This is a genomic window from Solidesulfovibrio sp. DCME, from assembly GCF_049995385.1.
Lineage (GTDB): Bacteria > Desulfobacterota > Desulfovibrionia > Desulfovibrionales > Desulfovibrionaceae > Solidesulfovibrio.
In genome coordinates, this window is sequence record NZ_CP188261.1 from 953308 (window position 1) to 974562 (window position 21255).

Below are 21255 nucleotides of genomic sequence, written 5' to 3' on the forward strand. Positions count from 1 at the left end.
CGGAGGCGTCATTTGCGTCTTGCGCCTCTTCCTTTTTATTCGTCCGTGCCGAAGCAATCCTTGAGCGGGAAGCCTTCGGGGTATTCGACCTCGCCCGTGGCCTCGTTGTAGCGCACCACGCCCTTGCGCGGCACGCCGGCGGTGGGGCCGCCCACGGCGTCGGTGTCCACGAGCCGGGCCGTGCGCAGGCCGTTAAGCAGCCAATCGCCGGCCACGGCCCGGTCGGCGCAGGCCGTCCATTCGTCGCACCAGTCGCCGAGGCTGTAGCCGTACCACTTCCAGCGCGGGGCAACCGGCGGCAGGCCGGCCTTTTCCCACAATTCCCGCGCCTCTTCCATGATTTCCTTGGTCGGCAGGGCCACCGGCGGCATGTCGTAGTGCATGGTGGCGTCGATCATGATTTTGGCTTCCCATTCCCGGTCGCGCAGCTTGGGGGCGTGGCCGTTGGCCTGGTAGTCCTCGATCTTGACCGATTTCATGAGGTCGGTGCGGTAGGCGATGGCCCACAGCACTTCCTCGACGTTGTTGGGGTTGATGTCCTCGTCCACGGCCACGGTGATCTTGCCGACGGAGCGCATGAAGGCGCTGGCGCCGGTCAAGGCCCGCCAGATTTCCGTGCGCGGCGTATTTTTTTCCAGCACGATGACCGTCAGGCGCGAGACGCCGATCATGGGGCCGTGCAGGGCCACGTCCTTGACCTGGCGCACGTACAGCGTGTTTTTCAAGTGGTTGAGCATCACCGCGCTGTAGTTGAGCTGCTTGATGACGCCCGATTCCGAGGGGGCCATCTGGGAGATCATGGAGGTGATGATGGCCTTCTTGCGCCGGGTGATGGCCGTGACCTCGACGGAGTGGTTGTATTCCTCCACGCTCATGTTGCCGTAGGATTCGCCGAAGGGCGCTTCCATTTCGAGCTTTGTCGGGTCGATCCAGCCCTCGATGATGATCTGCGCGTCGGCCGGGGCCCACAAGGGCACGGTCTTGCAGCGGACCTTGCGGTAGGGGGTGCCGGCCAGGCCCCCGGCGATGTCCAGGTCGTTCAAGCTTTCCGGGGTTTTCTGCGGCCCGATGACCTGGAGCATGGGCGGGGCGCCGACGATGAGCGCCACGGGCATCTTCTCGCCGCGCTCCTTGTATTTGACCCAGTTGTTGTGGGCGCCGCCGTTGGTCTGGATCAGCCACATGGCGGTCATGCGGTCCGAGGCCTTGAGGCTGCAGCGGTTCTGGCTGATGTTTTCGATGCCCGTGTCCGGGTCGTGGGTGATCCACAGGCCGGCCGAGAAATAGGGGGCGGTGTCCCAGCCCGGGGTGTTGTTGGGCACGGGCAGGCTGGCCAGGCCCTTGCCTTCGCCGCCCTTGAGGGCGTCGCCGGTGAGCACGACCTCCTGGACCGGGGCTTCTTCCGAGGGGATCTCCACGGCCGGGATGGGGTTTTCGAAGGCGTGCATCCATTTTTCGAAAATCTTCTGGGACAGGGCGGTCAACCCCTCGCCCGTGTCCTCGATGCCCAGCGACGCGGCGTAGATGGCCGGCGAGCCGGCCGTGCCGCCGACCATGACGTCGCAGTCGCCCTGGTACTTGTGGCCCTTGCTGTCGGTGACGTTGGTGAAAAGGAAGGCCCGCTTGGGGTTGGTGGCCACAACCGTCCCGACGTCGCCCACGTAGCCCCAGCGCACGAAGGGGTGCAGGTGTTTGTCCTTGTTGATCTCCTGGTCGATGGTCCACAAAAGCCCGGCCTTGTCGAGCTTCTCAAGGTGGGCGTTCAAATCGTCGTACTGGCGCGGAAATCCCTTTTGCATGGTTCGCCCTCTATGGTCCCGGCGCGTACGCGGCCGGGGTTGGGGTGATGCGTCGTGACGCAACGCGATGGTCCTGCCGGCGCCCCTGGGACGCGCCGCGTCGGGAAAGCGGCTGCCCGCCGCCGCGGCGGCGAACCGGCCGGAAACGCCGTTATTTCTCGGAAGAAACGATGCCCCGGGCCGGGTCCTGGGGCTTGGCCGTGGCGCTGCGGGCGGCCGCCGAGCGCCGGCCGTTGGCCAGCCAGTCGCCGCTGGCCGCCCGGGCGGCGCAGGCATCCCACTCTTCGGACCAGTCGCCGAGGGAATACCCGCTCCAGGGCGACTCGGGAGCCAGCGCCGGCAGCCCCAGCTCCTCCCAGATGCCCCGCGCCCGGTCCATGAATTCCTTTTTCGGCAGGGCCACGGGCGGGAAGTCGCCCTTGGCCGTGGCGTCGACGAGCAGGGTGGAGTCGATGGCCCCGCCGGGGAGCTGCGGGCCGTGGCCCTTGCCCCGGTTGGGGATGACGTGGGTGTCGGTTACGGGGTTGGAGCGGTAGGCCATGGCCCACAGCACGTGGTCGGTGTTTTCCGGGTCGATGTCCTCGTCGATGGCCACGCAGAACTTGCCGATGGCCGGGGTGAAGCTGGCCGCCCCCATGAGCGCCCGCCAGACCTCGGTGTGGGGCGTGCCCTTGGCGATGGTGATGAACAGGAAGCGGCGCAGGTTGGTCAGCGGCTCGTGCATGGACACGCGCGTGACACCCTTGATGTTGAGCGTGTTGCGCAAATGGTCCAGGTAGAGTGGCTCGTAGGCCACCTTCTTGATGACGCTCGATTCGCAGGGCGTGACCTGGGAGATGATGGAGGCGATGGTGTAGTTTTTGCGGCGGGTGATGGCTGTTACGGTCATGGAGAAGTTGTATTCCTCCAGGGCCATGTAGCCGTGGGATTCGCCGAAGGGGCCTTCGGGCTCCAGGCTGTCGGTGTCGATGAGGCCCTCGACGATGACTTGCGCCGTGGCCGGCACGAGCAGATCCACGGTCTTGCAGCGCACCACCTCGATGGGGCAGCCGGCCAGGGCGCCGGCCACGGTCAGTTCGTCGCAGCCAAGCGGCAGCTTCTGCGGGCCGGTAAAGGCCACCAGCGGCGGGGCGCCCAGCACCACGGCCGCCGGCATCTTCTCGCCCCGGGCCTTGTACTTGAGCCAATGCACGCCGCCGCCGGCCAGCGTCGAGCGCTCCATCATCACGGCCACCCGGTCGGGCGCCTTGAGGTTGCCCCGGTAGAGCCCGAGGTTCTGGATGCCGGTGTCCGGGTCGCGGGTGGCCCACAGCCCGGCCGTGAAATAGGGGGCCGTGTCGTAGCCCGGGGTGGAGATGGGGATGGGCAGGGCGTCGAGGCCCTTGCCTTCGCCCAAAAGGTCGTCGCCGGTCAGGACCACTTCCTGGCAGGGGGCGGTATCCACGACTTTCGGGGGGATGGGCGCGGCCATGGCCGCAAGCCAGGTCTTGCCGATGTCGTCGCGGGGCTTGCAAAGGCCCAGGGCGTAGATGTCCGGGGTGGCGGCCAGGGCGCCGATGGTCACCCGGGCCCCGGGGTAGGCCCGGCCCTTGGCGTCGGTGACGTTGGTGAAAAGGAAGGCCTTGCGGTTTTTCTCGGGGATGCCGCCCCGGTACTGCCAGCGCACCAGGGGGTGCATTTCCCGGTCCTTGTCGATTTCGCGGTCGATGACGTGCAGCAGGCCGGCGGCGGCCAGCTTTTCCAGGTGGGCGTCCAGGTCGTCGTATCCGGGCCGGTCGTCCATGGGGTGAACCTCGAAGGCGTCGCGCTACGGGTTCTGTCCGCCGCAAGTCGGGTCGGCGAACGATGCTTTCCAAATAACACTAACCGGATGGTTAGTGTCAAGCGGGGCAACCGGGGAGCACGCAAACGCCGCGCGTGCGAGACACAACCGCCCCCGGGGCGCAACCGGCGGGCCCTGGCCCCAGAGGGCGCCAGCGCCGGGGTGGGAGGCCTTGGCCATGGGGTTTTGGCGACATGTATCCGAGTCAAAGCGCTCTTGTCACCACATGCTAACGACAAGTGAGGGCATGTCGCCGTTCCATTGCGTTCCTCCTGCTATGAGGAATAGCAGAAGTCCGAGCAATTATCGACACATCCTGGGGAAAAAGGCGATCAAGGCGGCGGGATAAAACGGCTCAGCCCTCTGGGGGCAGGGCCAGGAAGTCCCGGACAACCTGCTCCAAAAACGCGGCCAACGCCTCCAGGGAGGGCTTGACCTGGCCCTTGAGCAATTCATGGCCAAAGAGCAGCGGCCGGGAGGGGCGATTGATGGCGCTGATGAAAAGCGGCCCGGCGAGCAGGAGGTGCGCCAGGGACGGATTGATCCGCCGCAGGCGCCCAGAAGCCGCGCCGGCGGTCATGACGCGGACCGTGGCCGCGTAGACGCGGGCATACTCGGCCACGATGGCCGGGGTCATCCGGGGCGACCCGCCGGCCAGTTCATGGGCCACGGTCCGGGACGCCCGGTCGTCGGCGATGGCGGCCTCGGCGTGATGGCGCACGATCTCCAAGAGCCCCTCGACGGGGTCGTCGTGGCCTTCGAGCCGTTTTTCCAGAACGTCGGCGAAGGTTTTGATATGCCGGTAGAGCACGACCTCGTAGATCTTTTCCTTGCCGCCGATGTGATAATAGAGCGTGGCCTTGTTGACTCCGGCCATGGCGGCGATGTCGTCTACCCGGGTTCCGGCGAAGCAGTTTTCGGCGAACAGGGATTCGGCTGCGTCCAGGATGCGGCCCACGGTGGGCGAGGTGAAGTCGATGACCGTGCGGCGGCCATGGTCGAGGATCGGGTTCATTTTCCCGGTGCGGGAAGGTTTTTGCGTCTTCATGGCGTGGGTCTGTCGGGAATGGCCCGGGAACCGTTCGTCGATTCCGGCTTGTTGCGTGGCAGGGGCGTCGTGACCGGCCGACTGGCGAGCAAGGCTAAAGAAGTCACGGGGCGATGGCAAGCCTTGGTACGGCAGGCTTCGGTACAGGTCCGTGTCGGCACGGGCAAGCCGTGGTACACCAAGCCTGGTACGGCAAGGCCTGATGGCTGGCCCGGGGCGGGCATCGGGCCGGCTCCGGGAAGGGGGCGGCGCACCGTTGCCGCACGACCGGATGGGCGCGGGCGCTATTCGAGCTTGAACCGGATGGCCAGCGTGGCCCGGCTGGCCACGGGCCGGCCGTCGCGTTTGGCCGGGAAAAAACTCGAGGCGCGGATGGCCCGCAGGGCCTCTTCCACGAAATCGAGGCCCGAGTGCTCCACCACCTCGGCCTTGCGCAACTCCCCCTCGGCGTCGATCAGAAGCCGCAGCACGACCTTGCCTTCCAGGTTCCCCCGCTTGGCTTCGCTCGGGTAGTGGGGCAGGGAGCGATGCCGGAAGGTCGGGCCATTGCCCTGGCCGAAGGCGCCCACGTATTCGCCGCCGCCCCCGCCGCCGGGGCCGTCGCCGCCGGTGCCGCCCGGCCCGGGGCCGTTGCCCGGCCCCTGGCCCTGGCCGGGGCTGGCCGGGCCGGTGCCGCCGATCGCCCCGGCCTGGGCCAGGCTGGCAGCGCCGTCTCCGGGTGGCCCGGCGGCCTGGGCCGTCTGGACGGGCGGGGTGGCCTTGGCCGGCCGGGCGGCCTTGGGCGCCGGCTTGGGCTTGGGCTCGGGTTTGGGTTTGGGCTCCGGCTTGGGCTCGGGCTTGGGTTCCGACCTGGGGTCCGGTTGGGGCTCGGGCGCGGCGGTGGCCGGTTTTTCCTCGGGAACGGGGACAGCGGCGCGTTCCTGGGGCGCGGGCTCGAACTGTTCCTGCGGCTCGGCGGCGGCCGGTTCGGGCTGGGCCGGTTCGACCGGCGCGTCCGCCGGTTCCGCCGGCGCCCGGGCCGGCTCGGCGGCGGCCGCGGCCGGCCGGCCGTCGCCGCCGCCCGGCAATTGGCCGTCCCCCCCGGCGCCGCCCGGCCCGGCCAGGCTCCCCAAGGCCAGCTCCATCACCACTTCCTGCGGCGGCTCGGGGTCGGCCGGGGAAAACAGCCCGGCCCGAGCCACGGTCAGAACGAGCACGGTGTGCAGCAGTGCCGAGGTGGCGACCCAAAACCAGGGCTTGGCCCGCAGGCCCTGGTCGGCGCCGTGTCGGGGCGACGGGCCGGCGGCCTCGAACAGGCCCTCGCCCGCGGCCGCCAACTCGGCCAGGTGGCACTGCCCGCACAGGGGCGGGCCGGCATCGAAGCCGTCCCAGTCCCGGTCGAGGTCCGTGAGGATTTGGCTCGCGTGATAGTTCATAAGCTGCACGAAACAGTGTGGCGACTTTTGATACGAAAAGGACGCTCTGTCCGCAGGAATCACGCTTATTTATGAAGCGTGAACGCTTGCTATGATTTGATTTTTCATCTAGTAAGCGGTCCGTGTCAAGGTGTTCCTAGGCACAATCCGGCTAAAGCTTCGCGTATTGCGTGTATGGTGCATGCAGTGTTCCGCATGATCCATTCGGTACGCCCGCTGTCATCTTGAATATATTATTCGTGACAGTGCTGGCTGTATGGAAGGCTGCGGGCAGAGCCGGCAGGCTGTTGGCATGGTCCGTTGCCGGCGGCAACGGCCGGGCCGGCGGGCGAGGCCCACGGCGGGCAGTGGCACGGACGGCCTGACGGCCGCCAAAGCCGTTGCCGCGCCGGGGAGGGCGCCCAGCCGGCCCAAGGCGGCCGGCCTCCGTCCGGGGGGACGCGGGAGGCCGGGCCGCAGGCGTGACAAGGGAAGGCAATCGCAAACCGCTCGGGGAAAAGCTTCATGGAGGAGAGGGTATGAAGCGTTTGGTTTCACTCTTGGTCGTTTGTTGCTGTCTGGCGCCGGCGCTGGCTGCCGGGCAGGCCGCGCCGGAAGAGGTTTCCGCCAGCCTGGACGACATGGTGGTCACGGCGACCCGGACCGAACAACCACTGAAGGAAGTGCCCGGGCGGGTCGCGGTCATCACCCGCCAGGAACTCAAGGACCTGCCCGTCCAGACCGTGGACGAGGCCCTGTCCTACATCTCCGGCGCCCACGTCGAGCGCCCAAGCGGCATCTACAGCTTCAAGTCCGTGGTGTCGCTGCGTGGCCTTGGCAACGAACAGGGCCGCACCCTGGTGCTCATCGACGGCGTGCCGCAAAACACCTCGGACATGGGCGACGTCAACTGGAACCGCATCAACCTCGAAGACGTCAAGCGCATCGAGATCCTCAAAGGCCCGGCCGCCTCCATCTACGGCAACAACGCCATGGGCGGCGTCATCAACATCATCACCGAAAAGCCCACCAAGATGGTCTCCGGCATGGCCTCGGCCAGCTACGGCACCTTCGAGGACTGGAAGCTGCGCGGCGTGGCCGCGGTGCGCACCTCCGAGGAGCCGAAAGCCCTCTACGCCCGCGTCTCCGGCCTCTACCACACCTCGCCCGGCTACATGGCCACGCCCAGCGACGAGCAGACCGTCTGGTCCGTCGATTCGTTTATCCGGGAAGGGACCGTCAACGCCAAGGTCGGCTGGGACATCAACGAGAACAACAACCTGGAATTCCAGTATACCCGCGATTCCCAACGGGCCGGCGAGGGCACGCAGTACTTCGCCTACGACGGCGTGCACCGCGAGTACGACACCGACGCCTGGCAGGGGAAATTCACCGGCGCCTGGGAAGGCTGGTCGGTGATGCTCAACGCCTACTTCACCAACATCAACTACGGCCGCACCAACGAATCCTGGTCGGACACCACCGACATCTCCACCTACTCCCGCATCGACTCCAAGGTGAACCGCAAGCAGTACGGCCTGCTGTCCAACCTGTCCAAGGGCTGGGGCCCCAACACCTTCACCGTGGGCTTCGACACGAGCCTGGGCATCATGGACGGCACGGACTACTACCGCACCAACACCAACTTCGCCACGGACTACGGCAAGATCAGAAGCTACGGCGTCTTCGCCCAGGACCAGCTCAAGTTCCTCGACGACCGGCTCATCTTCCTGGCCGGCCTGCGCTACGACAACGCCACCACCTTCGACGGCCACTACGACACCAACATCTCGAATTTGAGCAAGTATACGGAGTACTACCCGGACCACAACTGGGACGACTGGAGCCCCCGCGCCTCGGTCAAGTACTTCTTCCTGGAGAATCTGAGCGCCTACCTGTCCTACGGCCACGCCTTCCGGGCGCCGCTGCTCGACGACATGTACCGCTCGGGCAAGATGAAGGGCGGCTCCAAGATCTCCAACCCGTCCCTTGGCCCGGAAAAGCTCGATTCCTACGAAGTCGGCGCGGACTACGAGCCGCTCGGCAACCTGCGCTTCTCCGGCTCGGGCTACTTCTCCGTGGGCCGCGACTTCCAGTCCTACGTCACCGTGTCCTCGGGCATCTTCCAGAAGCAGAACATCGGCCAGGTGCAGATCTGGGGCGCGGAACTCAACGGCGAATACGAGCCCTTCAAGTTCATGGACATCGATTTGCTCAAAAAGTTCACGCTTTTTGCCAACTACACCTTCAACGACTCCCGGGTGGCCGATTTCCCCGGCCGGCCCGACCTCGTGGGCAAGCTCTTGCCCTACGTACCGCAGAACTCCTTCAATACCGGCTTCACCTGGCTCAATAAGTACGTCAACAGCAAGGTCGGCGTGCAGTACACGGGGCTGATGTACAGCGACGACCTCAACACCAACGCCAACATCATCCCGCCCCACGCCCTGCTCAACGCCAAGGTCTGGCGTAACCTGGATTTCCTCGGCACCTACGGCGAGAAACTCACCGTATCCCTGGCCGGCGAGAACATCCTCGACCACCAGTACGTCGACTACCACAACCCCAATTCCTTAAACGTCGGCCGCACCGTCTACCTGGAGCTGTCCGCCAAGTTCTAGCACGCCATCCGGCGGGGTCGATGTCCGCCTCATGCTCGACCGCTTCGGCACGCTGTGCGCCTACGAACTGGCCTGGGGCCTTTTGGCCGCGGCGTTTATGCCCGCGGCCGGCGGCCAGCCCGGCTTCATGAAACTCGTCCCGGCCCTGGTCCAGGGCGTGGCCTTCGACGCGCTGTTTTCCCTGCTGCGTCGTCCCATGCCCCTGGGCCGGGCCTACGTGGCCATCCTCGTCGGCGGCCTGCTCGGGCCGGTCGCGGCCATGGGCGTGCGGGTGGCCATGGGCATGCCCTGGGCCACGGCCGCCCAGGTGCTCTTCGGCATCTCGCTCGTGACCTCGCTGCTCATCAACGGCTTCGGCGTCTACCTGGCCCTGCTCGTGTGGCAGCGCATCCGCAACCTGCAGATCGTGGCCATGTTGCGCCTGCCATGATCGAACTGGAAAACATCCGCTTCACCCCGGCCGGCTCGGACAGCCCCACCCTGGACGGCGTGAGCCTGCGCATCGCCCCGGGCGAGCGGGTGGGCATCGTCGGGCCGTCGGGCTCGGGCAAATCGACGCTCGGCTACCATCTGTGCGGGGCGCACCGGCTGGCCCTGGCCGGGGAGACCTCGGGCCGGCTGACCCTTGGCGGCGTCGATGCTTCCGAGGGCGCCCCGGACGGCTTCGCGGGACTGGTGGGCCAAAACCCCGAGGCCCAGCTTTTCTGCCGCACCGTCTACGAGGAACTGGCCCTGGCCTTGCGGGCTCGGGGCGAGGACGAGGCCCGCTGCCGGGACACGGCCGTGCCGCTGCTCGCCCGCTACGGCTTCGCCGACCGCGTCGAGGCGAGCCTGGCCACGCTGTCGCTGGGCCAGAAGCAGCTCACGGCCGTGCTGTCCATGCTGGCCATGCAGCCCCGGGTGCTGCTCCTCGACGAGCCCACGAGCTACCTCGACAGCGCCGCCGCCGACCGCCTGTTCGACCATCTCGGCCAGCTGTGCCGCTGCCATGGCTGGATCGTCCTGGTCATCGAGCACGACCTGGAGCGGCTGGCCGGCTTTGCCGAGCGCGTGCTGGCCCTGCGCGATGGCCGGCTCGTCTTTGATGGTCCCTGGGGCGGCCCCTGGGGCGGCCCTTGGGACGGCCTGCCCGCCTCGCCGGTCCCCACCGGCCTGGGCCTGCCGCCCTTCGCCGTGCCGGCGAACGGCGACGGCGCGGCGCCGCTGGTGGATATCCGGGAGGTGGCCTTCGGCTACGGCCGGGACACCCCGGTGCTGGGCGGTGTCGATCTGCGCCTGCGCCCGGGCGAGTCCGTGGCCTTGCTCGGGCGCAACGGCGCCGGCAAGTCCACGCTGCTGCGCCTGATCAAGGGCCTGGCCAAGCCCGGCGCCGGCCGCCTGGACCTGGCCCCGGGGCTTGCCGCCGGGCGCGACGTGGGGCTCATGTTCCAAAATCCCGAGGAGCAGATTTTCGCCCACACCGTGGAAGCCGAATGCGGCTACTGGCTGGACAACCTGGGCACGCCGCGTGAAGCGCGAAACGCACGCTGCCGGGAGGTCCTGGCCTCCCTGGGGCTTGGCGGCATGCTGGAGCGGGCGCCTTTCTCCCTGAGCTTCGGGGAAAAGCGCCGCCTGTGCCTGGCCGCGATCCTGGTGGCCGAGCCGGCCGTATTGTGCCTGGACGAGCCCACCACCGGCCTTGACGGCGCCAACATGACGGCCATGGCCGCCATGGTCCGCAGCCTGGCCGGCCAGGGCAAGGCCATCGTGTTTGCCACCCACGAGGAGGCTTTCGCGGCCATGGCCGCCACCCGCTGGGTGACCCTGGAAAACGGCCGCATCGTCGCCGATCGGCCCAACCCGAGGCTGGCCGCGTGATCGCCGCCTTGCGCCGGGGGAGCGCCGCCGCCAAGTGCGCCTTTGCCGTGTCGGTGAGCGCCTATGCCTTCTATTGCGAGGACTGGCGCATCCTGGTTGGCCTCATCCTCCTGCTTTGCGGCTTGCTGGCCGCCTCGCGCACTTTCGACAAGATGGTCTGGCTGGCCCTGGGCGTCTGCCTGGCCTCGCTGCCCACGCTGCTGGCGCTTTTTGTGCTCGGCGCCGTGGAAAAGGCCGGCGGCTGGCGCGAGGGCGTCCGGCTGGGCCTGGCCTGGCTGTCCGTCTTCGAGCTGCGCCTTCTGGTCATGCTGTTGGCCGACATCCTGGTCGTCAAGTGGACGACCTTTTCCGATCTGCTCCTGTCGCTGCGGGCCTTGCGCTTGCCGGGCAAGGTGGTGCTTTTTTTCTCTACCCTGGTGACGCTTTTGCCGAGCATCTTTTCCCTGGCCGGCCATGTGGTGGAAGTGCAGCGCTGCCGGGGGTTCGACCCGAAGCGGCTGCGCAACCCGAAAAATTTCCTGCCGCTTTTCGTGCCGGTTTTCCTGGCCCAGATGCGGCGATCCACGGATCTGGCCCTGTCCCTGGAGTTGCGGGGCATCTCCGGCGCCCCGCCGGTGCGCACGGCCCGCCTTGCCCTGGGCCTCGGCGACGCGCTATTTTTGGCCGCGGCCGTGGCCGTCTGGTTCCTGGGCCGGGGCTTGTAGCGGCGTGCCCGGCCGTGGCCGGGATGGCGCCCCCCAAGGAGGTACGCATGGTGCGTTGCAACTACTGCGAGCGGCGCTGTCCGCTGGGGCCGGACGCCTTCGGCTATTGCCGCATGTACTGGGCGCCAAACGGCCAGGTGGAGGAGCGCTTTCCGGACAAGTGGTGCGCCCACGCCACGGCCCGCATGGAGACCATTCCCTTCTACCATGCCTGGCCCGGCGCCCGCTGCCTGGTGGTCGGCACGGCCAGTTGCAATTTCGACTGCCGCTATTGCGCCAATGCCGAGGTGGTCAAGGTCGACCCCGAGGCCCAGCAGGACGTGCTGCTCGACATCAGCCCCGAGGGGCTGGTGGCCGCGGCCCGCAAACGCGACTGCCGGGCCATCGTCTTTTCCATCAACGAGCCCACGGTGTCGCTGCCGACCCTGGAGCGGGTCGCGGCGGCGGCCGAGGCGGCCGGGCTGGTCATGGGCTGCCTGACCAACGGCTACGCCACGCCCGAGGCCACGGCCCGCCTGGGCGCCATTTTTTCCTGCGTCAACGTGAGCTTAAAGGGCCTGGCCCCGGAATTTTGCCGGCAATACCTGGGCGTGCCCGAGGCCGGGCCGATTCTGCGCAACATCGAGACGCTTTCCCGCCTCACCCACGTGGAGGTGACCACGCCGGTCATCGAGGGCGTCAACAGCCACGAACTGGCCGACATGGCCGCCTTCCTGGCCCGGGTGAACCCGGACATTCCCTGGCACGCCTTTCGGCTGTTGCCGGAGTACAAGATGCAACGGGAAGACTACCCGAGCATCGAGGCGGTGGGCGCCCTGGTCGAAGGGGTCGGCGAGAAGCTGCGCTACGTCTATTTCCACAACTTCATCGGGTCGCGCTGGGTCAACACCCACTGCCCGCACTGCGGGGCGGCGGTCATCGAGCGCCATAGCCTGGGCTGCGGCGGCGACCGGCTCGAGGCCTTCCACCTCATCGGCCATGCCTGCCCCCACTGCGGCGGCCGCGTCGCCCTGCGGGGCTTTCACGAATCCGCAACCGCCAAGGAGACGGCCGTATGAGCCTGGCCATACTCGACGCCCGGGAGTGGCAGCAGGTGGTGGACCTGCGCACCGGCCGGCCCAGGGAGGCCCGGGGACCGGTGGTGGACATGGTCGGCGCCCTGCTTGGGCGCCACCCCTTCCCCGGCGACCGCGACAACCAGAGCAACGACTGGGTCACGGACACCGCCCTGGACCTCATCGCCCGCTACGACCCGCGCTTCGCCTTCCTGTCCTTTTCCGAGCAGTATTATTCCTGGCGCTATTCGCCGCTCACGCCAGCCGAGCGCGAGGCCCGGCTGGACGGGGCCTTCGCCGCCGTGGAGCGCTTCGCCCGCGAATCGGGCTTCACCGTGGTCGTGGTCGGCACGGGCGAACTGGTGCCCGCGGCCGTGCCCGTGGACCTGGAGGGCCTGGACGGGCTGGCCGTGTCCAGCAACTGGTGCGCCCACTACGCCGGGCTCTACAGCCTGTCCGACCGCGACCGGGCGCTTTTGGCCGCCCATCCGGGCCTTGCGCGCGTGGTGTCGCGCCAGGACATCCTGACCCTTTTCGACGGCCGCCCGGGCGACGAGGAGCGGCTGCCCGAGTCCATGGCCGTGACCAGGGAAGGGCATTTTTTCAAGGGCACGTCGCTGCGCCGGCTGTACATGATCCCCCAGCCGAGCCCGGTGGTGCCGGTGAGTTCCAACCTCGGCCCGGTGGCTTCGATCACCGACATCCGCGCCGCGATCGTAAAGCTCCTCGAAACGCAAAAGGTCGCCCTGGCCCTGGTGGAAGGGGTGGGCTGCGCCGGCTTCCGGTTGCCGTACACCGCCTGCGCCAACGGCCGGGACTGGTTTGCCTACGAGCCCGGCGACGGCCAGTTTTTGGCCCTAAGCAAGGGCGCCCACAGCCTCTTCGAGCACAACGGCGGCTACCGCTACTATCAGGACGACACCGACAGCAAACCCTATCCCTATTCCGGCTTTTTCACGGAAATCCCCACCGGCACCATCGGCGAGGCCATCCCCGGCCGCAGCATCGCCGTGGGCAACCGCAGCATGTTCATGCACGTGCTCACCGGCTGCGACGTGACCTGCGAATGCTTCGCCCGCAACCTCTACAACCAGGGCGTCATGGCCGTGGTGCATCGGCAGGACAAGGCGTAGGCGCGGCGGTCGGGGGAGGGGATGAGGGCTGGTGGGGAAGCCTCCGGCGGCCAAAGGGCTGGCGCCCTTTGGAATCCCGTTATGATTTGAGGGGGGCGTTGTTTTGAGACATGGCAAGCGGGGAGGCGAGGCGCAGTGACCGCAGGGACGGGCCTGGGCGGCCCCATGGACGTGGACGGGTTCCTGGCCGTCAGCCGCGAGGTCTTTGCCCCGCTCTATCCGTATTACGCCGGGCGGTTCCTGGCCCAGTCGGGCCTGACTTCCGGGGTCTGCCTGGACGTGGGCTGCGGCGGCGGGGATCTGGGCCTGGCCGTGGCCGCCCAGAGCGCCTTTTTCGCCGTGCTGCTCGACCACTCGCCGGCCATGCTGGCGGCGGCCGGGCAAAACGGCCAGGGGGCGGGTCTGGCCGGCCGGTTCGCCGTCCTGGCCGGCGACGCCCACGCCCCGCCCCTGGCCGACGGCAGCGTCGATCTGGTCGTCAGCCGGGGCTCGCTCATGTTCTGGGCGGAGCCGGCCAAGGCCTTCGCCGCCCTCCGCCGGCTCCTCTCGCCCCGGGGCAAGGCCATCCTCGGCGGCGGCCTGGGGACGCCGGAGATGCGGGCGGCCATCTGCCGGGCCATGGCCGCCCGCAACAGCCGCTGGTCCGCCGACGCCCCGCCGCCGCCCCGGCCCGGCACCGAACCCGAAACCCACGCCAAGGCCCTGGCCGCCGCCGGCATTCACGGCGCGGTCATCGTCCTGGAGGACGCCGGGCACTGGGTCGTTTTCGGCCGGGACTGAGGCCTGGGGCGCTCCCTGGCTCCGGTCCCGGGCACGGCCAGGCTGACCGGTCGTCTTCGGGAAGGATGGGGGGCCCGGGCCTTGTCCCGCCGTCACGGACCATCTGCGGAGGAGAGCCATGCGCCGTATAGGCTGTCTCGTCGTCCTTGTCCTGCTCCTGTCGGCCTCGGCCGCCTGCGCCAGAGACCTGCCTTTTGCCCTGGGCCGGCCCGTGGCCGTCACGCACCTGCTGCCGCCGCCGCCCTTGCCGGGTTCCCCCGAAGAGCGGGCGGAGCTTGGGGAACTGCTCGCCCTGCAACAGGCCCGCACCCCGGAAATGGTGGAACAGGTCAGGGCCGACGCCGAACGCTCGGCCTTCCGCTTCGCCGACGTGCTGGGGCCGGGGTTCGTAGCGGAGAAACTGCCCAGGGCCACGCCCTTTTTCGAGGCCCTCAAACAGGCCGCCCAGGCCATGGACGGCGACGGCAAGCAGTACTGGAACCGGGCTCGGCCCGCGGCCGTGGACCCGGCCATCAAGCCGTGCATCAAGACGCCCGACAGCCCGGCCTACCCCAGCGGCCATGCCACCTACGGCACCCTCGTCTCCATCGTCCTGGCCAACATGGTGCCAGAGCGGCAGCGCGAACTCTACGCCCGGGGGCAGGCCTACGGTTTCGCCCGCGAGGTCGCCGGGGTCCACTTCCCCAGCGATGTGGCCGCCGGGCGCATCGTCGGCACGCTGATCGCCGCCGTGCTTTTGGAGGATCCCTCCTTCATGGCCGCCTTTGCCGAGGCCAAGGCCGAGGTGCGCCGGGCGCTGGGGCTTCCCGAGCGGGAATAAGCCCGGCCTTGGCCGTTCGCGCCGGCCCACGGTCGCGATACGCTCCAAAAGGCGCGGCGTTGGCAACGGACGCCGGCCGAATCCGTCAGCGCCGGGTGAAGGCCCCTTTCCAGCGGGCCACGGCCTCGCGCACGGCCTCCACGGCCAGGCGGGCGTAGCCCCGGGCGTCACGGGGAAAATCGCCCAGGGTGGCCTGGATGGCCTGTTCGTCCATGGCGGCCGCCTCGGCCAGGTCCTTGCCGTGGGCCCAGTGGGCGGCCGTGGCCGCGGCGATCTTCGCGGCCGGACAGCCCTCGGCGTCGAAATCCGTCTGCACGATGGTCTCGCCGTAGATGCCGAGCGCGATGGAAACGCGGTTGCCGGCGGCGTCGTCGGCCGTGCCGATGGCCGTGGGCGCGGTGAGGTGCTGGGGATGGCTGGCCTCGCACCACAGGCGGTAGGCCTTTTCGCCGAAGCGGGCGATGAGCGCGGCGCGCCGTTTGGGGTCGGCGGCGTCCTTGGCCGTCATGGGGGCGGAGAGTTCGAGGTCCGTGCGCATGGTCGTTCCTGGGGCTTGGGGGCTATGGACGGAGGGGTTCCGAAAACGTCCTTCTCCACGCGGGGGCTACCGGGCGTGCAACCGGGGCCTGGCGTCGCGCACCGGGCGCGTTTTCCCGGCCGGCCGGGCCGCGGGGGCGGGGCGGGTGACGGCCGTGGGTTGGCCGGTGATGGCGTCGCGGGAGAAATGGACATACCAGTCGCCGCGCGAGCCGGCCGTGACGGCATCGGCCATCTCGGCCAGGGGCCGGGTCAGCCCGAAGGCCGCGCCCAGGCGCGAAAACACGCCATAGACACGATCGGCCAGCACCACGGCGCAAAAAGCGAACAGGAATTCGGTAAAGGCCAGCCGGATATCCATGACGTCCTCCAGGGTGAAAGGGTTAGGCCTCGATTTCGCCGGCAATGGCCTCGGGATCGCCCGGCCCGGCCTTGACCACGAGTACCGGACAGGGGGCCAGGGCCAGCACGCGCTCGGCCACGCTGCCGAGCATCAGCCGCCGCAGGCCGCTTTTGCCGTAGGACCCGAGCACCAGGCAGCCGGCCCCGATCTCGGCGGCAAAGCCGGCGATGGCCCGGTAGGGCGGCCCTTCGAGCACGGTGGCCAGGGCCGTCACGTCCCGGGCCTGGGCCGTCTTGACCACGGCGTTGATGGCCACCAGGGCCTTGCGTTTGATGTCCTCGTAGATGCCGTAGATGAGGTTGCGGTCCACGGGCACGTCCACCACGGCCAGCACGTCGAGGTTGCCGGCGTAGGCGGCGCACAGGCCGATGGCCCGGCCGGCGGCGGCCAGGCTCTGGCGCGAGCCGTCCACGGCCGTGACCACCCGGCGGAAGTCGAGCTTCGTGCCCTCGGGCACCACCAGCACGTCGCAGGGGCTGTAGCCGATGACCTTGGCCACGCTGCGCCCCAGAAGCACCCGTTCCATGTAGGCCCGCCGGGCGTCGCCGATGACCGTGAGGCTCGCTTCCTCGGCCTCGGCCACGTCCACCAGCCGTTCGTAGGCCTCGCCGTGTTCGAGGATCTTCTTGAGCGGCAACCCGGCCTTGGCCGCCGCGTCGGCGGCGTCTTCCAGGGCCTTTTCAAAGGGCCGCACCAGTTCGCGGCGTTCATCCTCGCGGCCGATGCGTTCCATGCCGCCGAGGCCCGGGGCCACGGCCACGGCCACCAGCCGGCCCCGCAGCGAACCGGCCAGGACCATGGCCTGCTCGAAGGCCCCCCGGGAGGCCGGGGAGCCGTCGAGCCCGACGACGATGGTTTTGGGGCGGTGCATGATCATGCCGTTGTCCCTGCGCCTGTTCGCGTCACATGCATGGGTTTGCTCGTAGGGATAAAATACGCACGTATTGTATAGGGGATACTAGGCCTGGTTCTCCAGGCGGCGGGCCTTGTACATGGAGGCCAGGATGATGCCCGCGCCGATGAGCAGGGCCACGACCATGACCCCGAAGCTGGTCTGGGTGAGCACCGACACGGTGGTGTCGGCGAAGTTCGTCAGCGAAAGCTTGTTGAGGTACTTGGGCATGGCCAGGAAGCGGCTGACGGCCACGATGAGCATGATCACGGCCATGACCATCTTGATCATGTATTCCTTGACGTAGGTGGTGCCGATGGCCCCGAGCTGCACCCCGAAAAGCGAGCCGCCCAGGATGATGAGCGTCAGGCGAATGTCGACCATGCCGTAGTAGGCCCAGATCAGCGTGCCGCCAAGGCCCATGACGAAGGCGATGACGAGTTCCGTGGCCGAGGCGACGATGCTCGTGACGCCGATGACGTACATGAGGCCGGGCACGCCGATGAAGCCGCCCACGGCGATGGTCGCGGCCAGCATGCCCGTGGCGATGGCCACCGGGACGAGGAACCACAGGGAGATGCGCACGTTCGCCCGCTTGAAGGTGAGCATGGGCCACAGTTCGATGGCTTGCAGGCGCTTGCACAGGTTGGTGGGCTTGCTGTCGCCCTCGCCGGAGCGGGCCAGGCGCAGGGCGTCGCGCATGACGAAGCTGCCGACGGTGAGCAGCACGGTCACGAAAGCCAGGCTCACGTACAGGTTGGAGCCGGCTTCGCCCCATTTCTCCAGGATTTTGGTCTGGACCTGGATGCCGACCTGGACGCCGATTTCGGCGAAAAGGCCCATGATCACGCCCAGCTTGATGTCCACCTGGCCGTAGCGGTAGCGCTTGATGGAGCCGACCAGGGCCTTGGGGAACTTGTGGCACATGTTGCTGGCCACGGCCACCGGGCCGGGAACGCCCAGGCTCATCATGCCCGGGGTCAGGACGAAGGCTCCGCCGGAGCCGATGAACCCGCTCACCAGCCCGCCGATGAAGCCGACCAGGAACAGGAAAATGATGGAGTACATATTGAGGTCGATAAACGAGATGATTTCGCCGGCGCCGTGCATGTCGGTTCCTCCCGGAAAGTTGCTCGCGTGCGGACCGCGTCGTTCTAGGCGTTGATCTGGGCGGTGGCCCGGGTGTCCTTGCGCTTGGTCGCCTCGGCCGTGGCCGTCTTGCTGGCGCCGGCGCCCTTGGAGGCCTCGATGCCCAGAGCCGACCAGAACGCGCCGGTGAAGCTGCCGTGGACGTAGGAGAACAGGAAGACGGTGATGACCGGCACCACGGCGTAGAAGCCGCCCTTGGCCGACAGGCTGGTGATGAGGTCGGAGTGGGTGAAGACCGCGGCATACAGGGCCACGGCCGCCGCGCCGAAGACGATGGTGCGGGCCACGTTGCGCTTGCGGGTTCTCTCGGACATGGTCAGCCTCCCAGGGTTTCGCTGTTGGGTCATCCGGCGGCTGCGGCCGCGTTCGCCCTTCCCGCCGGCCACATCCAGGCCGAAGACGGGCACGGGGCAGCGCCTCGCCACCGCGTCAATACCAATGGCCGGATCGCACACCACGAAATCGATGCGCCGGCCGCCGTGCACGATGGCCAGCACCGCCTCGGCCGCCTTGCCCGAGGCCGTGACATGCTCGAATCCGATGCCGCGCTGTCTCGCCTTGTCACCGAACCGCGCCGCGTCGCCGGCAACGCCGGCCGCGAAGCGTTCGCGTCGGGAAAGCCTGTCGCCGTAGCGGGGCAGGGTGTCGACATAGGCCGCCAGCACCCCGAGCCCCAGCCGCTCGGCCACGCCCAGGGCGTACTCGCCAAGGGCCGGGCTGGCGGCGCCGCCCCGGATCACCACCAGCACCTGGTGGGGGCGTCCGGCCGGCATCGTCTCGGGGGCGTCTGGCAGGGCCTTGTCCAACATCCTGAATCCTCGCTTTGGGGCTTTCGATCCGATGGCGCCTTCCAGAACAAATTGCATGCCAGGCGGAAAATGGATGCTTGTTCGCTCGATTCATTGGAGAAATTGGAAAAATCGCAATACTGACTGACGGCTCAGTCAGTATTGCGATTTGCAACGCGCCCCCGGCCGAACCCCGGGAAGGACGGCCGGGGCCACGGCAGGGGCCGTTGCCCGCGTGCCTGTTTCAGATCGCAACAGGCGTTGCGGGGTGTTACAATGCGCAACAGCAAAGGACGCGCCCAGGCCGGCATCCATTTGCCCAGGCCGGCCTTTTGGCGCTAGATTGTCCCGCATCCGCCCGCAACCAAGGAGAAGGCCATGTTTTTTGGCAGCAAACCCCGGCCGGCCGCGCCGCCGGCTCCGTCCGCCCCCGCCAGTGAGGCCGGTGTCCTGGAAATGCTGCGCCGCGCCGTCACGGCGGCGAAACTCCCGCCCCAGGCCGCCGAGGCCGCCGCGCGCGAACTGGACAAGCTGGAAACCACCGACCCGGCCGTGGCCGAGTACGCCGTAGGCATCAACTACCTCGAATTTCTCCTGAAGCTTCCCTGGAACAACTGCACCCGCGACACCCTCGACCTGGCCCGGGCCCGCGAGGTCCTCGACGCCCGCCATCGGGGGCTCGCCATCGTCAAGGAACGCATTCTGGAATTTTTAGCCGCCAGGGCCCTGCGCGGTGCGGCCAAGCCCAAGGTCCTCGTGGTCGACGACGAGGAGATCGCCCGCACCAACATGGCCCACGTGCTCGTCAAGGAAGGCTATGCGGTCAAAAGCGCCGCCGATGGCCTGGATGCCCTCGACATCCTCACGTCCGGGTTCGCCGCCGACGTGGTGGTCACGGATCTCAAAATGGAACGCCTGGACGGCATGGAGCTGTTGCGCCGGCTGCGCCGGGTGGCTCCGGACGCGGCCGTGGTCATGGTCACCGGGTTCGCCACCGTGGGCACGGCCGTGGAGGCGCTACGGGCCGGGGCGGCCCATTACCTGGGCAAGCCGGTCAACCTGGTGGAGCTCAAAAAGACCGTGGCCGAGGTTTTGGAGGCGCGGCTTGCCGCCTCGCCGGGCCGGGGGCCGGTGCTGTGCTTTTCCGGGCCGCCGGGGGTGGGCAAGACGTCCGTGGGCCAGGCCGTGGCCGAGGCGCTGGGGCGGGAATTCGTGCGCCTGTCCGTGGCCGGGTTGCGCGACGAGGCCGAATTGCGCGGTCACAGGCGCACCTACGTCGGCGCCATGCCTGGTCGCATCCTCAAGGAGCTGTCGCGCGTGGGCGTGGCCAACCCCGTTTTCATGCTGGACGAGATCGACAAGATCGGCGCGGATTTTCGCGGCGACGCCGCCTCGGCCCTGCTCGAGGTCCTGGACCCTGAACAGAATGCCCGCTTTTCCGACAACTACCTGGAAATCCCCTTCGACCTGTCGCGCATCATGTTCATCGCGACGGCCAACGACATCTCCAGGCTCCCCGGCCCGCTCCTCGACCGCCTGGAAATCCTGGAATTCCCCGGCTACACCGACCGCGAAAAGCGCGAGATCGCCCGCGATTTCCTTTTGCCCAAGCACCTTCGCGAAAACGGCCTCTCGCCCGAAGCCGTCGCCTTCACCGACGCGGCGCTTTCCCGCATCATCGACGACTACACCCGCGAATCCGGCCTGCGCAACCTCTCGCGTACCGTTGGCGCCGCCTGCCGCCGGCTCGCCCGCCTCACCTTCGACGATGCCCAAAACGCCCCGGCCAACGTGGACGCGCCCGATATCCCCAACCTCCTCGGGCCACGGCGTTTCACCCGCGAGGCGGCCGAAGCCGGCGACCGCGTGGGCGTGGTCACCGGCCTCGTCGTCGGCCAGCACGGCGGCGAAATCCTCTTCGTCGAAACCGCCCGCATGTCCGGCTCCGGCCAGTTGCTCCTCACCGGTTCGCTGGGCGACATCCTGCGCGAATCGGCCCAGGCGGCGCTCAGCCTCATCCGCAGCCGGGCCGGGCAGCTCGGCGTGGAACCGGCCTTTTTCGAAAAAACCGACATCCACGTCCACTTCCCCTCGGCCGCCGTGACCAAGGACGGCCCCTCGGCCGGGGTCACCATCTTCTGCGCCCTCCTGTCGCTTCTCACCGACCGGCCGGCCAGCTGCGACACCGCCGCCACCGGCGAAATCACCCTCTCGGGACGCCTGCTGCCCGTGGCCGGCATCCGCGAAAAATGCCTGGCCGCCAAACGCGCCGGCATCACCACCGTCATCGTGCCCAAGGCCAACGGCGACGTGGTCGCGGCCCTGCCGGCGGATGTGACCGAAGGGCTGCGGGTGGTCATGGTCGGGGATGTGATGGAGGCGGTGGAATTGGTGTTGCGGTGATGGGAAGGGGAAGGCGAAGAGTGAAGATGCCTCCGGCGGCCAGGAGGGGA

General features: G+C 68.3%; 18 protein-coding genes. 9 read left to right on the forward strand and 9 right to left on the reverse strand.

Annotated elements, in window-relative coordinates; genetic code table 11:
- Positions 1-35 precede the first annotated feature (35 nt).
- The 4 genes from ACP59X_RS04010 to ACP59X_RS04025 form a co-directional block, all read right to left on the reverse strand.
- Entirely contained in the window at positions 36-1799 is a 1764-nt protein-coding gene (locus tag ACP59X_RS04010) for a UbiD family decarboxylase domain-containing protein (RefSeq protein ID WP_428565304.1), read from the reverse strand.
- Positions 1800-1950: 151 nt separating this feature from the next.
- A complete protein-coding gene (locus ACP59X_RS04015; RefSeq protein ID WP_428565307.1) occupies positions 1951-3582 on the reverse strand; it encodes a UbiD family decarboxylase in 1632 nt (543 codons plus the stop codon).
- A 394-nt stretch (positions 3583-3976) separates the two neighbouring features.
- Positions 3977-4669, reverse strand: coding sequence for a TetR/AcrR family transcriptional regulator (locus ACP59X_RS04020; RefSeq protein ID WP_428565309.1), 693 nt, complete (start codon positions 4667-4669; stop codon positions 3977-3979).
- 284 nt (positions 4670-4953) lie between these two features.
- The gene (locus ACP59X_RS04025; RefSeq protein WP_428565311.1) at positions 4954-6084 is read right to left on the reverse strand and encodes an energy transducer TonB; all 1131 of its coding nucleotides are present in this window, start codon (positions 6082-6084) and stop codon (positions 4954-4956) included.
- A 518-nt stretch (positions 6085-6602) separates the two neighbouring features.
- Between ACP59X_RS04025 and ACP59X_RS04030 the strand changes: the two genes are divergently transcribed.
- From ACP59X_RS04030 to ACP59X_RS04065, 8 genes are all read left to right on the forward strand, one after another.
- Positions 6603-8684, forward strand: a complete 2082-nt coding sequence (locus ACP59X_RS04030; RefSeq protein ID WP_428565313.1) for a TonB-dependent receptor — start codon at positions 6603-6605, stop codon at positions 8682-8684.
- A gap of 31 nt (positions 8685-8715) precedes the next feature.
- Entirely contained in the window at positions 8716-9114 is a 399-nt protein-coding gene (locus ACP59X_RS04035; RefSeq protein WP_428565316.1) for a hypothetical protein, read from the forward strand.
- The gene (locus ACP59X_RS04040; protein WP_428565318.1) at positions 9111-10541 is read left to right on the forward strand and encodes an ABC transporter ATP-binding protein; all 1431 of its coding nucleotides are present in this window, start codon (positions 9111-9113) and stop codon (positions 10539-10541) included. Before ACP59X_RS04035 ends, ACP59X_RS04040 begins: the two co-directional genes overlap by 4 nt.
- Positions 10538-11245 carry a CbiQ family ECF transporter T component gene (locus ACP59X_RS04045; RefSeq protein ID WP_428565320.1) on the forward strand — a complete coding sequence of 236 codons (708 nt, stop codon included), beginning with the start codon at positions 10538-10540 and terminating at the stop codon, positions 11243-11245. The genes ACP59X_RS04040 and ACP59X_RS04045 overlap by 4 nt, the downstream gene beginning before the upstream one ends.
- Before the next feature lie 47 nt (positions 11246-11292).
- On the forward strand, positions 11293-12303 hold the full coding sequence (locus tag ACP59X_RS04050) for a radical SAM protein (protein WP_428565322.1): 1011 nt from the start codon (positions 11293-11295) through the stop codon (positions 12301-12303).
- A complete protein-coding gene (locus ACP59X_RS04055) occupies positions 12300-13433 on the forward strand; it encodes a class III extradiol ring-cleavage dioxygenase family protein (protein WP_428565324.1) in 1134 nt (377 codons plus the stop codon). Before ACP59X_RS04050 ends, ACP59X_RS04055 begins: the two co-directional genes overlap by 4 nt.
- 135 nt (positions 13434-13568) lie before the next feature.
- Positions 13569-14213: a class I SAM-dependent methyltransferase gene (locus tag ACP59X_RS04060; RefSeq protein ID WP_428565326.1), complete on the forward strand. Its 645-nt coding sequence runs from the start codon at positions 13569-13571 to the stop codon at positions 14211-14213.
- Positions 14214-14331: 118 nt separating this feature from the next.
- Positions 14332-15033: an acid phosphatase gene (locus tag ACP59X_RS04065; RefSeq protein WP_428565328.1), complete on the forward strand. Its 702-nt coding sequence runs from the start codon at positions 14332-14334 to the stop codon at positions 15031-15033.
- A gap of 85 nt (positions 15034-15118) precedes the next feature.
- On the opposite strand, the gene ACP59X_RS04070 is transcribed toward ACP59X_RS04065, so the two are convergent.
- The 5 genes from ACP59X_RS04070 to ACP59X_RS04090 all read right to left on the reverse strand — a co-directional run bounded on the left by ACP59X_RS04070 (position 15119) and on the right by ACP59X_RS04090 (position 18823).
- Positions 15119-15571: an iron-sulfur cluster assembly scaffold protein gene (locus tag ACP59X_RS04070; protein WP_428565330.1), complete on the reverse strand. Its 453-nt coding sequence runs from the start codon at positions 15569-15571 to the stop codon at positions 15119-15121.
- A gap of 66 nt (positions 15572-15637) precedes the next feature.
- Positions 15638-15931: a hypothetical protein gene (locus ACP59X_RS04075; protein ID WP_428565332.1), complete on the reverse strand. Its 294-nt coding sequence runs from the start codon at positions 15929-15931 to the stop codon at positions 15638-15640.
- 22 nt (positions 15932-15953) lie between these two features.
- Positions 15954-16850 (reverse strand): universal stress protein, encoded by an 897-nt coding sequence (locus ACP59X_RS04080; RefSeq protein WP_428565334.1) that lies wholly within the window; start codon positions 16848-16850, stop codon positions 15954-15956.
- A gap of 81 nt (positions 16851-16931) precedes the next feature.
- Positions 16932-17975 (reverse strand): sulfite exporter TauE/SafE family protein, encoded by a 1044-nt coding sequence (locus ACP59X_RS04085; RefSeq protein WP_428565336.1) that lies wholly within the window; start codon positions 17973-17975, stop codon positions 16932-16934.
- 44 nt (positions 17976-18019) lie between these two features.
- Positions 18020-18823 (reverse strand): universal stress protein, encoded by an 804-nt coding sequence (locus tag ACP59X_RS04090; RefSeq protein WP_428565338.1) that lies wholly within the window; start codon positions 18821-18823, stop codon positions 18020-18022.
- Between the two features lie 357 nt (positions 18824-19180).
- On the opposite strand from ACP59X_RS04090, the gene ACP59X_RS04095 reads away from it, so the two are divergent.
- The gene (locus ACP59X_RS04095; RefSeq protein ID WP_428565341.1) at positions 19181-21205 is read left to right on the forward strand and encodes a S16 family serine protease; all 2025 of its coding nucleotides are present in this window, start codon (positions 19181-19183) and stop codon (positions 21203-21205) included.
- Positions 21206-21255: the final 50 nt, after the last annotated feature.

Excerpts from the sequence above, each read along its gene's own strand:
- ACP59X_RS04010 (WP_428565304.1), bottom strand. The coding sequence starts at position 1,799 with ATGCAAAAGGGATTTCCGCGCCAGTACGACGATTTGAACGCCCACCTT.
- ACP59X_RS04015 (WP_428565307.1), bottom strand. The coding sequence starts at position 3,582 with ATGGACGACCGGCCCGGATACGACGACCTGGACGCCCACCTGGAAAAG.
- ACP59X_RS04020 (WP_428565309.1), bottom strand. The coding sequence starts at position 4,669 with ATGAAGACGCAAAAACCTTCCCGCACCGGGAAAATGAACCCGATCCTC.
- ACP59X_RS04025 (WP_428565311.1), bottom strand. The coding sequence starts at position 6,084 with ATGAACTATCACGCGAGCCAAATCCTCACGGACCTCGACCGGGACTGG.
- ACP59X_RS04030 (WP_428565313.1), top strand. The coding sequence starts at position 6,603 with ATGAAGCGTTTGGTTTCACTCTTGGTCGTTTGTTGCTGTCTGGCGCCG.
- ACP59X_RS04035 (WP_428565316.1), top strand. The coding sequence starts at position 8,716 with ATGCTCGACCGCTTCGGCACGCTGTGCGCCTACGAACTGGCCTGGGGC.
- ACP59X_RS04040 (WP_428565318.1), top strand. The coding sequence starts at position 9,111 with ATGATCGAACTGGAAAACATCCGCTTCACCCCGGCCGGCTCGGACAGC.
- ACP59X_RS04050 (WP_428565322.1), top strand. The coding sequence starts at position 11,293 with ATGGTGCGTTGCAACTACTGCGAGCGGCGCTGTCCGCTGGGGCCGGAC.
- ACP59X_RS04055 (WP_428565324.1), top strand. The coding sequence starts at position 12,300 with ATGAGCCTGGCCATACTCGACGCCCGGGAGTGGCAGCAGGTGGTGGAC.
- ACP59X_RS04065 (WP_428565328.1), top strand. The coding sequence starts at position 14,332 with ATGCGCCGTATAGGCTGTCTCGTCGTCCTTGTCCTGCTCCTGTCGGCC.
- ACP59X_RS04070 (WP_428565330.1), bottom strand. The coding sequence starts at position 15,571 with ATGCGCACGGACCTCGAACTCTCCGCCCCCATGACGGCCAAGGACGCC.
- ACP59X_RS04075 (WP_428565332.1), bottom strand. The coding sequence starts at position 15,931 with ATGGATATCCGGCTGGCCTTTACCGAATTCCTGTTCGCTTTTTGCGCC.
- ACP59X_RS04080 (WP_428565334.1), bottom strand. The coding sequence starts at position 16,850 with ATGATCATGCACCGCCCCAAAACCATCGTCGTCGGGCTCGACGGCTCC.
- ACP59X_RS04085 (WP_428565336.1), bottom strand. The coding sequence starts at position 17,975 with ATGCACGGCGCCGGCGAAATCATCTCGTTTATCGACCTCAATATGTAC.
- ACP59X_RS04090 (WP_428565338.1), bottom strand. The coding sequence starts at position 18,823 with ATGTTGGACAAGGCCCTGCCAGACGCCCCCGAGACGATGCCGGCCGGA.
- ACP59X_RS04095 (WP_428565341.1), top strand. The coding sequence starts at position 19,181 with ATGTTTTTTGGCAGCAAACCCCGGCCGGCCGCGCCGCCGGCTCCGTCC.